The sequence below is a fragment of the Tabrizicola piscis genome, from assembly GCF_003940805.1.
GTDB lineage: Bacteria > Pseudomonadota > Alphaproteobacteria > Rhodobacterales > Rhodobacteraceae > Tabrizicola > Tabrizicola piscis.
Map to the genome: position 1 here is coordinate 3325849 of NZ_CP034328.1, position 12933 is coordinate 3338781.

Consider the following 12933-nt stretch of genomic DNA (forward strand, 5'->3'; position numbering starts at 1 on the left):
ATGGCCGCTGCAGAGGAACCCTTTCTCAGGATCGAAGGGGTTTCCAAGACCTTTGGCACTTTCCAGGCGGTGAAAGACGTCAGCCTTGCGGTTGGCAAGGGTGAAATCTTCTCGCTGCTTGGGGGGTCGGGGTGTGGCAAGACCACCCTGCTGCGGATGCTGGCGGGGTTCGAAGAACCGACCTCGGGCCGCATTTTCCTTGAAGGTCGTGACATGGCGGGGGTGCCGCCTTGGGAACGGCCCGTCCACATGATGTTCCAGTCCTACGCGATCTTTCCGCATATGACGGTCGAGGCGAACGTGGCCTATGGCCTGAAGCACGAACAGGCGCTGGACAAGGCCGGTCGCGCCGCCCGCGTGGCCGAGATGCTGGATCTGGTGCAGCTGACCCCTTTCGCCAAGCGCAAGCCGCATCAGATTTCCGGCGGCCAGCGGCAGCGCGTGGCACTGGCCCGGGCGCTGGCCCGGCAGCCCAAGCTGCTGCTTCTGGATGAACCGCTGGCCGCGCTGGACAAGAAGCTGCGCGAACACACCCAGTTCGAGCTGATGTCGATCCAACAGCGCACCGGGGTGACCTTCATCGTCGTGACCCATGACCAGGAAGAAGCGATGACGCTTTCTGACCGGATCGCGGTGATGGACAAGGGCGAGGTCAAGCAGATCGGCAGCCCGACCGAGATCTACGAATTCCCCGCCAGCAAATTTGTCGCCGGCTTCATCGGGTCGGTCAACGCCTTCGAGGCGCGGGTCGTGGCGCGGGAGGCACCCTATCTGCGCCTGTCCGTTCCCGAACTGTCGACCGAGATTCTGGCGCGCGATGTCGCCGGCGTGAACAGCGGCCAGACCGTGTCGCTGGCGCTGCGGCCTGAAAAGCTGCTGATCACAAGGGAACGGCCCGAGGGCCCGAATGTGGTGGCGGGGCACGTCAAGGACCTTGCCTATTTTGGCAAGGACAGCCTTTACCGCATTGCGCTGGCAGGCGGCGGGCTGGTTCAGGCGCATGCGGTGAACGCACGGCGCGGGGATGAAGGCGCGCGGGTTGCCGACTGGGATGACGAAGTCTGGCTGTCCTTCGACCCCAATGCCGCCATCGTGCTGGTGAACTGACCATGAGCGCAGGTCGGTTCAGTCGCTGGTTTGATCGCAAGGGCTGGTCGGCGCTTCTGATCGGCGCGCCCTATCTGTGGCTGGTGGCGTTCTTCCTGCTGCCGTTCCTGATCGTCGTGGCGATGAGCGTGGCCACCAAATCCCCGACCGCCCCCCCGTTTTCGTTCGGCGGGGAGTATCCGGTCGTGAACCTTGAGGCCTATAGCCGGGTGCTGTCGGACGGGCTTTATCTGCGGGCCTTCCTCACCTCGATCACCAACGCCTTTGTCGCGATGGTTCTGTGTCTGCTGATCGGCTATCCCATGGCGCTGTGCCTGACGCGGGTGTCCAAGGGCTGGCGCAATGTCCTGCTGATGCTGGTGATCCTGCCGTTCTGGACGTCGTTCCTGCTGCGGGTCTATGCCTGGATGGGCATGATGGGCCGCAACTCGTGGTTCAACGGCCTGTTGACCGACGGCTGGAATTTCCTTGTTCCCTTGGATTGGGCGGTCAGGTCCGTGCCGATGATGAACACGAATTTCGCCGTCGTTCTGGTGATGGTCTACACCTATCTGCCGTTCATGATCCTGCCGCTTTACGCCAGCCTTGAACGTCTGGACCCGGCCCTTGACGAAGCGGCGATGGACCTTGGGTCGCGCCCTTGGCAGGTGTTTCGCGACATCACGCTGCCGCAGTCCATTCCCGGGATCATCGCGGGCGGGATGCTGGTGTTCATCCCCGCCGCGGGCGAACTGGTGATCCCGACGCTGGTTGGCGATGCCTCAAGCCCGATGATCGGGCGGCTGATTTCCGACGAATTCTCCTCCGCGCGGGATTGGCCGATGGCCTCGGCCGTTGCCGTGACGCTGCTGGTGCTGATGGTCGTGCCGACCATGCTTTACAGCCACTATCAGGCCAAGGCCGAGGGCAGCAAATGAAGCGCCGCCCCGTCTTTCTGATCACCATCCTCTGCTTCGGGTTCGCGTTCTTCTACATCCCGATCCTGTCGATGATCGTCTACAGCTTCAACGCCTCGCGGCTGGCGACGGTCTGGGGCGGCTTTTCGACCAAGTGGTATGTCTCGCTGTTCTCCAACGCCCAAGTGATCGACGCGCTGGTGCTGTCGCTGAAGATCGCCTTCGTCTCGGCCTCGATCGCGACAATCCTTGGCACCATGGCCGGGATCACCCTTGCCCGGTTCACGAAGTTCCGGGGGCGCATGGCGTTTTCCGGGCTGGTCACCGCCCCGCTGATCATGCCCGAGGTGATCACCGGCATTTCCAGCCTGATCTTCTTCATCATGATGGCGGACTGGATCGGCTGGCCCGGGCAGCGCGGCTTTACCACCATCACGCTGGCGCATATCACCTTTTCCATGGTCTTCGTGACCACCATCGTTCAGGCGAGGATGCTGCAGACCGACCGCACGATCGAAGAGGCCGCGATGGATCTGGGAAGCCGACCGTGGCAGGTGATGTTCGACATCACCCTTCCCGTGATCTCGCCCGCCATCGTTTCGGGCTGGCTGCTGGCCTTCACCATCTCGCTCGACGATGTGGTCATCACCTCCTTCACCACGGGGCCGGGGTCCACGACCTTGCCCTTGCTGATCTGGTCGAAGGTCAAGCTGGGGGTCACGCCCGACATCAATGCCCTGGCCACGCTCATGGTGCTGACAGTGGGGATCGGCGTGGTTCTGGCCGGGATCATCCTGAACCGGGCCGAACGCAAGCGTCTGGTCGAAGAGCGGATGGCGTATCAGTCAAATGCATGACTCCAAGACGATCGGGCTGTTGCAGGCGCCCTTGGGGCAGGCGGGGTCAGGCCGGGTGCGCTATGGCGCGGCGATGGCCCTGTGGCGCGCTGGCCTGATCAGTGCCGAAGTGCTTGAGGTGTACCGCGTGGCCGCAGCGCATGATGGCCGCGATCCGCTGGCCGTCCTGCGCGACCATGGGCTGCCGCTGCCACCCCTGTCTGCACCCGCCAGCGCAGTCCGCCAGCTATACGACGCCGCGCGCGCCTATCTCATGACCCTCGACCATCCCGGCGCGGCTGAGGTGCGGGCCGGGCTTCGCCTTGATCCCGGCCCGGAACGCCCGGTCGCCGGACGCAGGAATGCGATGGTCGACCAGTGGCTTGCACCGGCCTTGTCTGCTGTGGAGACGGACCGCCCCGGCCTTGCCGCCGCGATCAGGGCGGCGGCGGATCGGCTGGAATGGGTCACCTACGACGCCTATCCGGTTGAAAGAATCGGCAAGGCCTTTGCCAATGGCCATGCCTTCGCGTCGCTGGTCGGGGAAACCGGCGCCCCCTTTGCTGCCACGGATTTCGACATGGGGCTGTTCCTGATCGCCCCGGGTGTCCTTTACCGTGACCACCACCACCTTGCGCCCGAACTTTACGCCCCCCTCACCGGGCCGCATGGCTGGCGGTTCGGCGTGGGGCGGCCCCTGACGATCCGGCCTGCGCATCATCCGGTCTGGAACCCGCCCCACCAGCCGCATCTGACCAAGGTGGGCGATGTGCCGTTTCTCGCCCTCTTCGTCTGGACCCGTGATGTGAACGACCCGGCGCTGGTGCTTGACGCCGACGATTGGCAACGGCTGGAGGATGAAAGTCTTGCCTGACACCCTGATCCACAATGCCCGCATCCGGACGATGGACCCGACCGCCCCCGTCGCAGACTGGCTTGTGATCCGGGATGGCCAGATCGCCGCGCTTGGCCGGGGCGACCCGCCCGCCGTGGTGGACAGGATTGATGCGGGCGGCCGGCTGGTGCTGCCGGGGTTTCAGGATGCCCATATCCACCTTTTGTCCGGCGGCCTTGACCTTGCAACGGCGGCCTATCTTTACGACGTCACCGATGAAGCGGGCCTGCTGGCCACCCTTGGCGCCCATGCCCGGGCCAAGCCGGATTTGCCGATTGTCCTTGGATCGGGCTGGCAACCGGGGGTGTTCGGGGATGACACCCTGACGGCAGCGGTGCTGGACCGGGTTCAGACGGATCGGCCGATGGTCATCTATGACTCGTCCTTCCACAATGCCTGCCTGAACAGCCGGGCGCTCGACCTCGCGGCTGTGCGGGACATGCCGGACCCGCCGAACGGCCACATTGTCCGCGATGCACGGGGCCGCGCCACCGGCATGCTGCATGAAGAGGTGATCCCCGTCGTCACGGCGCGGCTGCCCGGCCTGACCGACGCGCATTGGATGGAGGGTCTGCTTGCCGGTCAGGCCCATGCCAACGCGCACGGGATCACCGGGGTGCTTGACCCTCGGGTGACCGACCAGGAAGCGCGGATCTACGCCCGTGCCGCCGCCGATAACCGCCTGTCGCTGCGCGTCGCAGGCGCAGCACTGGTGACCGAAGCGGATACGCCCGCCACAGCGGTTGCCCGCCTGACCGCCCTGCGTACCGCCCATCCGGGACCGGATTTCCATGTGCAGTCGGCCAAGTTCTTCATGGACGGCGTCTACGAAAACCGCACGGCGGCCAACCTGCATGCTTATGCCGACGCCCCGGGTGGCAATGCCCCCTGCATGTTCACCGACGATCAGACCCGTGCCCTCTACACCGCGCTTGATGCGGCCCGTTTCGCCATCCACACCCATGTGATCGGCGACGCCGCCGCCCGCCGCGCCGTTGACGGGCTGGCCGCCGCGCGCGCTGCGAATGGCCCTTGGCCCGCCCAGCACCAACTGGCCCATCTGCAACTGGTGGACAGCGCCGATCTTGCCCGGCTGCAGGGCCTTGCCACCGCCAATATCCAGCCGCTCTGGGCGCGGTTTGACCCCACGGTCCCGGACATCGCGCTTTACATGATCGGGCAGGACCGCTGGCCCGATGTCTATGCCTTCCGCCGGATGCTGGACGCTGGTGCCGACTGGTGCCTGTCCTCGGACTGGGCCGTCTCCACCCTCAACCCTTTCGAGATCATCGAGACCGCCATCACCCGGCAGGCCCGGCAATGCGATAGCCCGAAAGAGCCGTTCCAGCCGCAGGAGTCCCTGACCATCGCGGAATGTGTGAAGGGCTATACCGTCAACGCGGCCCGGGCCTGCTGGCGCGACCATTTCACCGGGATGCTGCGGCCCGGCTTTTCCGCCGACCTCATCCTTTTGGACCGCGACGTGTTCGCCATCCCGGCGTCACAGATTTCCGAAACCCGCGTCCTTCTGACCCTGTTCAAGGGGCGCGAAGTGTGGCGCGCGCCCGGCTTGTAGGGTCGCCCAGCCCCGCGCCTAGGGGGCGACGACTTCCCACAGGAACCGAAGGCAGACGGCCAGCAGGAACAGCCCGAAGGCCCGCTCAAGATGCTTGCGCGACAGCCGGTGCGCCAGTGCGACGCCAAAGCGCGTGGTCAAAAGCGATGTCGGAATGGTCAGCGCGAAGGTGGCCAGCGACACAAAGCCGATGGCGTCCGGCGGCAGGTCGGCGCGGCCCCAGCCCGCCGCCATGTAACCAAGCGTGCCCGGAATGGCGATCAACACGCCCACGCCAGCAGAGGTAGAGACCGCCCGATGGATCGGCACATTGTGCAAGGTCAGGATCAGGTTCGACACCGCCCCGCCGCCGATCCCCATCAGCGCCGACACCAACCCCACGCCCGCCCCGTATAGCGACAGGACAAAGCGTGACGGCAGACTGTCCCGCAGCCGCCACCCAGATCCGCCCGACAGCAGCTTCGCGGCGTTGATCGCCGCCACGCCAACGAAAACGATCTGGAACACCTCCGGCTGCGCAAAACGCGCGATGGCCGACCCTAGCAGAACCCCCAGCAGAACCGGCACGGCCCAAGCCCGCAGCAGGGCCATATCCACCGTCCCGCGCTTGAAATGCCCGAGGGATGACTGGATCGACGTCGGGATGATCACCGCCAGCGATGTGCCGACCGCCATCGGCATCGCCAGATCGGGCGCATGGCCAAGGGTCTGGAAGACTTCGTAGAACACCGGCACGGATATGGCACCGCCACCAATGCCGAAGATACCGGCCAGAAAGCCGATCAGCGCCCCGGCAAGGGCCAGCACAGCGACAAGCGGGATCAGCGTTGCCGGGTCCAGAAGGTCCATCATCCCTTTGCCGCCAGACGGGTCAGGCTGGCCCCGTCAAAGCCACCCAGCCCAGCCTCGACAGCGGCGCGATACCGGGGGGCGGCGGCTTCGGCCAGGGGCAGGGCGGCCCCCTCCGCCTCGGCAAGCTGCAGCGCAAGGGTCAGGTCCTTCAACAGCCCGGCGATGTCGAACGTGCCCGGCTGGTCGGTCCCGCCCAGCGTGTCCACCACCACTTGCGCGCGGTTCTTCAACACCGTGGGCCCGGCCGAGCTGTCGGCAATCAGGCTGATCGCCAGCTCATGCGGCACACCAGCGTCGCGGAGCAGGGCAAGGCTTTCGCCCAGCGTCTGCCAGTAGACCGCCAGCGGCAGGTTCACGGCCAGTTTCATCCGTGCCGCGGCCCCGGCGGTGCCCAGATGCTCCACCCGGCGGCAGAGCTGGCCCAGCACGGGTCTCGCCCGTTCAAATGCGGCGACAGTCCCCCCGGCCATCCCCAGAAGCTGGCCCTTCAGGGCCGGGGCCACCGTGCCGCCCACCGGGCAATGCACGAAATCCGCGCCCGCTCCCGTGACAAGACCGGCCAGCGCGTCAGCCTCGGCCGGAAGCAGGGTCGACATGTCGATGACCAGCCGACCGGCGATGCCCGCAGCAACAAGCCCCTGCACCACAGCGGTCGACGCTTCGGCATTGGTCAGCGACAGAAGGATGACATCGCACCCGGCAAGGCCGCCAAGATCGACCGCCGTCGCCCCAGCCGCCACGGCCTTGGCCAGTCCGGCCGGGCTACGATTCCAGACCCTGGCACTTGCGCCCATTTCGATCAGCCGCAGCGCAAAGGCCGTCCCCATCCGGCCCGTGCCTGCGATGCCTATGCTGGATGTCATGGCGCGTCTCCGTCTGTCAGGCCAAGAATAGCAAGAGTGGTTTCGCCCTGCCGCAGGCGCTCCATCGTCACGGCCTCGCGCGTCGCGCGGGCTTTGCTGGCGGCTAGGGCGGCGGCCAAGTCGTCCGGCGCAAGGGTCACGATGGCATCGGCATCCGCAAGCACAATATCGCCCGGGCTGACCCGAACGCCGCCAATCGTGACCGGAACGCCGATCTGGCCCCGGTCCCGTTTGGTTGTGCCGCGAATGTTCAGGCCCTTGGCAAAGACCGGGAACCTCAGCGCGGCGATCTGTTCGGAATCCCGGACTGAACCGTCGATCACCATCCCCACGATCCCGCGCAACTGGCAGGCCAGCGCCATGATCTCGCCAAACGGGCCGCTGTCCACACTGCCGCCATAGTCCACGACCAGCACCTCGCCGCCCTTGGCCATGGCGATGGCCCGGTGCAGCGCCAGATTGTCGCCCGGCTGGCAGCGCACCGTCAGCGCAGGGCCCGCCAGCGCCATGCCCGGCGCAATCGGCCGGGGTGGCGCGGTCAAGATGCATGCACCCGGCCACGCTTCGCCCAGCGTGGCCGTGCCAAGGGGCAACAGGTCAGCCGCGCTCACGCTGCCTTGCCGCCGATGCGGACCTGCATCGGCTCCACGCCGTCCATGCTGCAATCCAGCACATCGCCCGTCACGACCGCGCCCACACCCGCAGGCGTGCCGGTCATGATGATGTCACCCGGCATCAGCCGGTGCTGTTCGGACAGTTTCGAGATGATCTCATCCACCTTCCAGATCATCAGTGAGATATCCGCATCCTGCTTGACCACGCCGTTGACCTTCAGCCGGACATGGCCCGAGGTCAGGATGCCACAGGTGCTGACCGGGGTGATCGGGCCAACCGGCGCGGAATGGTCGAAACTCTTGGTCACCTCCCACGGCAGACCCTTGGCCAAAGCCTCGGCCTGATGATCGCGCCGGGTCATGTCCAGCCCGATGGCATAGCCGTAGATATGGCTGGAGGCTTCGGACACCGGAATGTTGTAGCCGCCGGATTTCAGCGCGACCACCAGTTCGCACTCATAGTGAAAGTTGGTGGTGAAGATCGGATAGGGGATCTCGCCCCCGTTCTTCACGATGGCATCAGTCGGCTTCATGAAGATCACCGGCGGGTCACGCTCATCCGCGTTCATCTCGATGATATGGGCCACGTAGTTCTTGCCGATGCAGTAGATGCGGCGGACCGGGAACTTGTCCTCCATGCCGGTGATGTCCAGATGGGCTTGCGCCGGTGGGGTCAGGGCAAAGGCCGCCATGCGATGTCTCCTGTTGGGCCGGGCGGGTGCCCGGGCTGTTGATCTGGGCCACAGGATTTCCCGGTTCTGGCGGCAGATCAAGATATGAAATGTCTCTTTGGGCTATTTCATATATTTTTTTGATTTATGAAACGAATCGTATAGCGTGAGATCAGGACCAGCCACGCGCCGGGAAAAGGCGTGGGGTGGCCGCGGACACAGGGAGGAAGATCAGAATGACCAACACGACCAGACTGACCCGCCGGAGCTTTGGCCTGATTGCCGCGGGCGGGGCGGCAAGTTTTGCCCTTGGTGCGCCAGCGATCCTGCGCGCGCAGACGGCGGTGACCTTTGCCGTCCCCAACCCTTCGGCGCTGACCTGGCTGCCCTACTGGGTGGCGGTGGGCGAGGGCTACTTCGCCGAGGAAGGCCTTGATCTGCGGCTTGAGGCGATCGACGGATCGTCCGCCGTGCTTCAGGCGATGTCGGCAGGCCAGGCGCAGATCGGCGCCCCCGGACCGGGTCCGACCCTTGGCGCCAAGGCGCGGGGGCTTGACGTCAAGTTCCTCTACAACCTCTATCCGAAGTCGGTGTTCGGCATCCTCGTCAAGGACGAAAGCCCCTACCAGACGCCCGCCGACCTGAAGGGCACGGTGATCGGCGTCGGCACCGCAGACGGGGCCGAGGTATCCTTCACCAAGGCGATCATGACCGATCTGGGCATGGTGGAAGGCACCGACTACACTTTCCTGCCCGTGGGCGACGGTGGCACCGCCGCCGTGGGCTTCATGCGCGATGAGGTGGGGTCCTACGCCGGGGCCGTGTCGGACGCGGCGATCCTTGCCTCCCGTGGGCTGACCCTGCGCGAGATCACGCCCGAGGCCTACCTTGGCTTCTTCGGCAACGGCATCGCCATGCTGGAAAGCCAGATGGCCGCAACGCCCGATCTTGCACCGAAGTTCGGCCGCGCACTGGTGCGGGGCACCCGCTTTGCCAGCGATCCGGCGAACAAGGACAAGGCGCTGGCCCATTGCGCCGCAGGCAACCCGCAGGAAGGCGAACAGGACTACGCGCCTTCGCTTTATGACGGTGTCGTCAACCGGATGACCCCGACGGAGGCGTTCATCGGCCAAGGCTACGGCTACCAGCCGCCGGAACACTGGCAAGCGATTCACGACAGCGCCGTCGCCTCGGGCGCGCTGGAGGCACCGCTGCCGGACCTGTCTGCCGTCTACTCGAACGAGTTCGTGGCCGGCTGGAACGCCTGACAATGATGGCAGAGCCCCGAACCCTGACCGTCGTCCCGCCCGCCCAACCGCGGCCGGTGTACGAGATCGCCAGACTGTCGAAAACCTACGCCCGCAACAGGCTGACCGCGCTGACCGATGTGAACCTGACCCTGCACAAGGGTGAATTCGTGTCGGTCGTCGGATCGTCCGGCTGCGGGAAATCGACATTGCTGAAGATCATGTCGGGGCTCTTGCCGCCCACCACGGGCCGTGTCGTGCTGGAAGGCAAACCGGTGACCGGCCCAAGGGACGACATCGGCATGATGTTCCAGCAGGCCACGCTTCTGCCGTGGAAGACCACGGTCGAAAACATCGTCCTGCCAATCTCGATGCGGCAGGGCCGCGCCGCCGCCAAGGCCGCCGTGCCCCGCGCGATGGAGCTTTTGCAGCTGGTCGGTCTGGGCGACTTTGCCAATGTCTACCCGGGTGAGCTGTCGGGAGGCATGGCGCAGCGCGCGTCGATCTGCCGGATGCTGATCTCGGACCCCGCAGTGCTGCTGCTGGATGAACCCTTCAGCGCGTTGGACGAACTGACCCGTGATTTCATGAACATGGAGCTGCAGCGCATCTGCTTTGAACGTCAGTCCACTGCGTTCCTCGTGACCCACTCGCTGGCCGAAGCGGTGATCCTGTCAGACCGCATTCTGGTGATGAAGCCCCGCCCCGGCCGCATCGTCGAAGAGATCAAGATAGACCTGCCGCGCCCCCGCACGCTGGAAATGATCAACACCACACACTTCGGTGAAATCGTCGCCCATATCCGCGACCTTCTGGGCAAGGAGGCCTTCCAGTGACCGCAAAGCCTGACCCGGTGAACGATCACAGCGTCGATACGGTCTGGGTTGAACACGAGGCGCTGATCGACCGCATCCCACGCTGGGCCGCGATGCTGGCGCTGGCGGTGCTGGTCATCGCGATCTGGGATCTGGCAACCACCCGCATGGGGTGTGTGTCGCCCATCATCCTGCCCAGCCCGATGGAGACACTGCGCGACCTGATCTTTGTCGGCCACAACCTGCTGACCGGCGACTACATGCTTGAGGCGCTGTGGACCACCACCCGCACGGTGTTCTGGGCCTTCCTCATCGCCACTTTCATCGGCTTTGCGCTGGGGGTGCTGGTGGGCGAAACCAAGTTCGGCGAACGCGCCGTGATGCCCTATCTTGTCGCCATCGACACGATGCCCAAAGTGGCCTTCGCGCCCCTGTTCATCGCCTGGCTTGGGTTCGACATCGCGTCAAAGGTGGCGCTGGCGGCGTTCATCGCGACATTCCCGATCATCGTCTCAACCGCCGCGGGGCTGTACTCGGCCTCGGAAAACGAACGGATGCTGTTCAAGTCCATCGGGGCCAGCCGGTTGCAGACCCTTGTCCGGCTGAAACTGCCCACCGGCCTGCCGCATATCTTCACCGGCCTGAAGATCGCCGCCGTGGGGGTCATGGCGGGGGCCATCACTGGCGAATTTCTGGGCGGGGGTCAAGGTTTCGGTGCCCTGATCCGCCAATCGGCCAGCACTCTGGACACCCCGCGCGTGTTCGCGCTTATTCTCTATCTCAGTCTGCTGGGACTGGCCCTTTTCTTTGCCGTCGCTTGGTTGCAAAAACGTCTAGTGTTCTGGAACAAGTCAGATCGGCCGGGCGGAGTGGGTTAACGATGAATGCTTCCGACAAGACGTTAAGCGATCCGCGCAATCTGTCCGAACAGGCCTATGACCTTATTCGCCGCGACATCCTGAACGGCACGCTGTTCCCCGGCGACAAGCTGCAGATCGAGGCGATCTCGGACCGCTACAGCATCGGCGTCGCCCCCGTGCGCGAAGCGTTGAACCGTCTGTCGTCGGAAGGGTTGGTCGAACGCAAAAGCCAGCGCGGCTTTTTCGTTGCAGCAATCTCGATGACCGCGTTGGAAGAGCTGGTGAAAACCCGGATCTGGCTGGAAACGCTGGCCTTGCGGGAATCCATCCTCAACCATGATGAGGTATGGGAAGAACAGCTGGTTCTGGCCTATCACCGTCTCGCCCGCACCCATCGCCGACTGCCGTCCGAAGCGGGGCGCGAAGAGTCCGAGGAATGGGAACTGCGCCACAAGGAGTTTCACCTGCTCCTGCTGGATCGCTGCGGCTCAAGCTGGCTTCTGGGGTTCTGTTCCACCATGATGGATCAGGCCGGGCGCTATCGCAGCCTGTCGATGAACGTCCACCCAAGCCTGTTGCGGCGCCAAGGGGCCGCAGCCGAACATGAGGCGCTGCTTGCCGCCGTCGTGGACCGTGACGCGGACCGCGCCTGTCGGTTGCTGGAAGATCACTACACCACAACGCTGGAAGGTCTGCGGGGCGTCATCGACGCGGGAAGCCCGTAGGCCGCGCCAAGGACGCGGTGGGCCACAGGCATCACCGCAACTGCACCTCGGCCCCCCCGGGATGGACCGTCTCGTAATAGTCGCGCAAGTGCAGGTCCTGTGCCGCCGCTTCGTCCAGAACCACGGTCGCTTCGGGATGCAGCTGCAGCGCGGTGGCCGGGCAATCCGCGCCCAGCGGCCCCTCGACCATGCGCGCCACCGCTGCCGCCTTCGCCGCGCCGGTTGCCAGCAGCAGACAGGCGCGCGCTTGCAGGATGGTGGCGATGCCCATGGTGATCGCATGGCGCGGCACGGGGCCGGGCGCAAAGGCCGGGGCGTTGGCCTTGCGGGTGGCCTCGGTCAAGGTCTTCACCCGGGTCCGCGACCCAAGTGACGAGGTCGGTTCGTTGAACGCGATATGCCCGTTTCGTCCGATGCCGAGCAGTTGCAGACCGATCCCCCCAGCCCCCACAATGGCCGCTTCATAGCGCGCAGCCTCGGCCTCGGGGTCTGCCGCATCGCCACGCGGCAGGTGGGCGCGGGCAGGGTCGAGGTTGACGTGATCGAACAACGCCTCGCGCATGAAGGTGGCAAAGCTGGCGGGATGGTCCGGGCCAACGCCGACATATTCGTCAAGGTTGAAGGTCGTGGCCCGCGCGAAATCCGCCCGACCCGCGCCATGCAGGTCGACCAGCCCGGCATAGACCGGCCGCATCGTCTCCCCCGTGGCAAGGCCAAGAACCGCCGCCGGATTCCGGCCAAGGCAGTCCGCCAGAATCCCCGCACAGCGCAAGGCTGCAGACCCGGCGTCGGGCAAGATCAGAACCTTCACAGTCGCACCCCGTCAGTTCCCCACAGATCGCCGGCAGGCATAACGCGTTGCGCCCCGATACTCCACCACCTCGCTACGAAAGGGCAGGGGGGCTGCCCTCGGGCGGTGCACTGACTATTGCATTTACATCTCAAAAGATTTAAAGGTGTAGTGATCAAGAAACCG

General features: G+C 65.2%; 14 protein-coding genes. 9 read left to right on the top strand and 5 right to left on the bottom strand.

Translation table 11 applies throughout. The features are described from left to right. The 5 genes from EI545_RS16140 to EI545_RS16160 are packed head-to-tail and all read left to right on the top strand — an operon-like array spanning nucleotide 1 to nucleotide 5310. Nucleotides 1–1107, top strand: a complete 1107-nt coding sequence (locus EI545_RS16140; RefSeq protein WP_125326413.1) for an ABC transporter ATP-binding protein — start codon at nucleotides 1–3, stop codon at nucleotides 1105–1107. Nucleotides 1108–1109: 2 nt separating this feature from the next. Then, nucleotides 1110–2024: an ABC transporter permease gene (locus EI545_RS16145; protein WP_216842465.1), complete on the top strand. Its 915-nt coding sequence runs from the start codon at nucleotides 1110–1112 to the stop codon at nucleotides 2022–2024. Then, nucleotides 2021–2860, top strand: a complete 840-nt coding sequence (locus tag EI545_RS16150; protein WP_125326415.1) for an ABC transporter permease subunit — start codon at nucleotides 2021–2023, stop codon at nucleotides 2858–2860. Before EI545_RS16145 ends, EI545_RS16150 begins: the two co-directional genes overlap by 4 nt. Then, a complete protein-coding gene (locus EI545_RS21405; protein ID WP_164517324.1) occupies nucleotides 2853–3713 on the top strand; it encodes a dimethylsulfonioproprionate lyase family protein in 861 nt (286 codons plus the stop codon). Before EI545_RS16150 ends, EI545_RS21405 begins: the two co-directional genes overlap by 8 nt. Next, nucleotides 3706–5310, top strand: a complete 1605-nt coding sequence (locus tag EI545_RS16160) for an amidohydrolase (RefSeq protein ID WP_164517325.1) — start codon at nucleotides 3706–3708, stop codon at nucleotides 5308–5310. Before EI545_RS21405 ends, EI545_RS16160 begins: the two co-directional genes overlap by 8 nt. Before the next feature lie 18 nt (nucleotides 5311–5328). Here EI545_RS16160 and EI545_RS16165 read toward each other — a convergent pair whose 3' ends face one another. From EI545_RS16165 to EI545_RS16180, 4 genes are all read right to left on the bottom strand, one after another. Further along, a complete protein-coding gene (locus tag EI545_RS16165; protein WP_245990121.1) occupies nucleotides 5329–6162 on the bottom strand; it encodes a sulfite exporter TauE/SafE family protein in 834 nt (277 codons plus the stop codon). Further along, nucleotides 6159–7025 carry an NAD(P)-dependent oxidoreductase gene (locus tag EI545_RS16170; protein WP_125326417.1) on the bottom strand — a complete coding sequence of 289 codons (867 nt, stop codon included), beginning with the start codon at nucleotides 7023–7025 and terminating at the stop codon, nucleotides 6159–6161. Before EI545_RS16170 ends, EI545_RS16165 begins: the two co-directional genes overlap by 4 nt. Further along, complete coding sequence (locus EI545_RS16175) at nucleotides 7022–7567, bottom strand: RraA family protein (RefSeq protein WP_245990122.1); 546 nt, start codon at nucleotides 7565–7567, stop codon at nucleotides 7022–7024. Before EI545_RS16175 ends, EI545_RS16170 begins: the two co-directional genes overlap by 4 nt. Nucleotides 7568–7632: 65 nt before the next feature. Then, nucleotides 7633–8331, bottom strand: coding sequence for a fumarylacetoacetate hydrolase family protein (locus tag EI545_RS16180; protein WP_125326419.1), 699 nt, complete (start codon nucleotides 8329–8331; stop codon nucleotides 7633–7635). 215 nt (nucleotides 8332–8546) lie between these two features. Here EI545_RS16180 and EI545_RS16185 point away from each other — a divergent pair, with 215 nt between their 5' ends. From EI545_RS16185 to EI545_RS16200, 4 genes are read left to right on the top strand one after another with little or no spacing between them, the layout of a single operon-like run. Then, nucleotides 8547–9578 carry an ABC transporter substrate-binding protein gene (locus EI545_RS16185; protein ID WP_125326420.1) on the top strand — a complete coding sequence of 344 codons (1032 nt, stop codon included), beginning with the start codon at nucleotides 8547–8549 and terminating at the stop codon, nucleotides 9576–9578. A gap of 2 nt (nucleotides 9579–9580) precedes the next feature. Continuing rightward, nucleotides 9581–10393, top strand: a complete 813-nt coding sequence (locus EI545_RS16190; RefSeq protein WP_125326421.1) for an ABC transporter ATP-binding protein — start codon at nucleotides 9581–9583, stop codon at nucleotides 10391–10393. Then, complete coding sequence (locus EI545_RS16195) at nucleotides 10390–11250, top strand: ABC transporter permease (RefSeq protein WP_245990124.1); 861 nt, start codon at nucleotides 10390–10392, stop codon at nucleotides 11248–11250. Before EI545_RS16190 ends, EI545_RS16195 begins: the two co-directional genes overlap by 4 nt. Before the next feature lie 2 nt (nucleotides 11251–11252). After that, entirely contained in the window at nucleotides 11253–11957 is a 705-nt protein-coding gene (locus tag EI545_RS16200) for a GntR family transcriptional regulator (protein ID WP_125326422.1), read from the top strand. Nucleotides 11958–11988: 31 nt separating this feature from the next. Here the strand turns inward: EI545_RS16200 and nagB are convergent, their stop codons facing one another. Beyond that, nucleotides 11989–12768 (bottom strand): glucosamine-6-phosphate deaminase, encoded by a 780-nt coding sequence (gene nagB / locus EI545_RS16205; protein WP_125326423.1) that lies wholly within the window; start codon nucleotides 12766–12768, stop codon nucleotides 11989–11991. Nucleotides 12769–12933 lie beyond the last annotated feature (165 nt).

What these genes read in the sequence shown, in the direction of transcription:
- EI545_RS21405 (WP_164517324.1), top strand. Translation starts at nt 2,853, where the DNA reads ATGCATGACTCCAAGACGATCGGGCTGTTGCAGGCGCCCTTGGGGCAG.
- EI545_RS16185 (WP_125326420.1), top strand. Translation starts at nt 8,547, where the DNA reads ATGACCAACACGACCAGACTGACCCGCCGGAGCTTTGGCCTGATTGCC.
- EI545_RS16145 (WP_216842465.1), top strand. Translation starts at nt 1,110, where the DNA reads ATGAGCGCAGGTCGGTTCAGTCGCTGGTTTGATCGCAAGGGCTGGTCG.
- EI545_RS16150 (WP_125326415.1), top strand. Translation starts at nt 2,021, where the DNA reads ATGAAGCGCCGCCCCGTCTTTCTGATCACCATCCTCTGCTTCGGGTTC.
- EI545_RS16170 (WP_125326417.1), bottom strand. Translation starts at nt 7,025, where the DNA reads ATGACATCCAGCATAGGCATCGCAGGCACGGGCCGGATGGGGACGGCC.
- EI545_RS16140 (WP_125326413.1), top strand. Translation starts at nt 1, where the DNA reads ATGGCCGCTGCAGAGGAACCCTTTCTCAGGATCGAAGGGGTTTCCAAG.
- EI545_RS16190 (WP_125326421.1), top strand. Translation starts at nt 9,581, where the DNA reads ATGATGGCAGAGCCCCGAACCCTGACCGTCGTCCCGCCCGCCCAACCG.
- EI545_RS16165 (WP_245990121.1), bottom strand. Translation starts at nt 6,162, where the DNA reads ATGATGGACCTTCTGGACCCGGCAACGCTGATCCCGCTTGTCGCTGTG.
- EI545_RS16200 (WP_125326422.1), top strand. Translation starts at nt 11,253, where the DNA reads ATGAATGCTTCCGACAAGACGTTAAGCGATCCGCGCAATCTGTCCGAA.
- EI545_RS16180 (WP_125326419.1), bottom strand. Translation starts at nt 8,331, where the DNA reads ATGGCGGCCTTTGCCCTGACCCCACCGGCGCAAGCCCATCTGGACATC.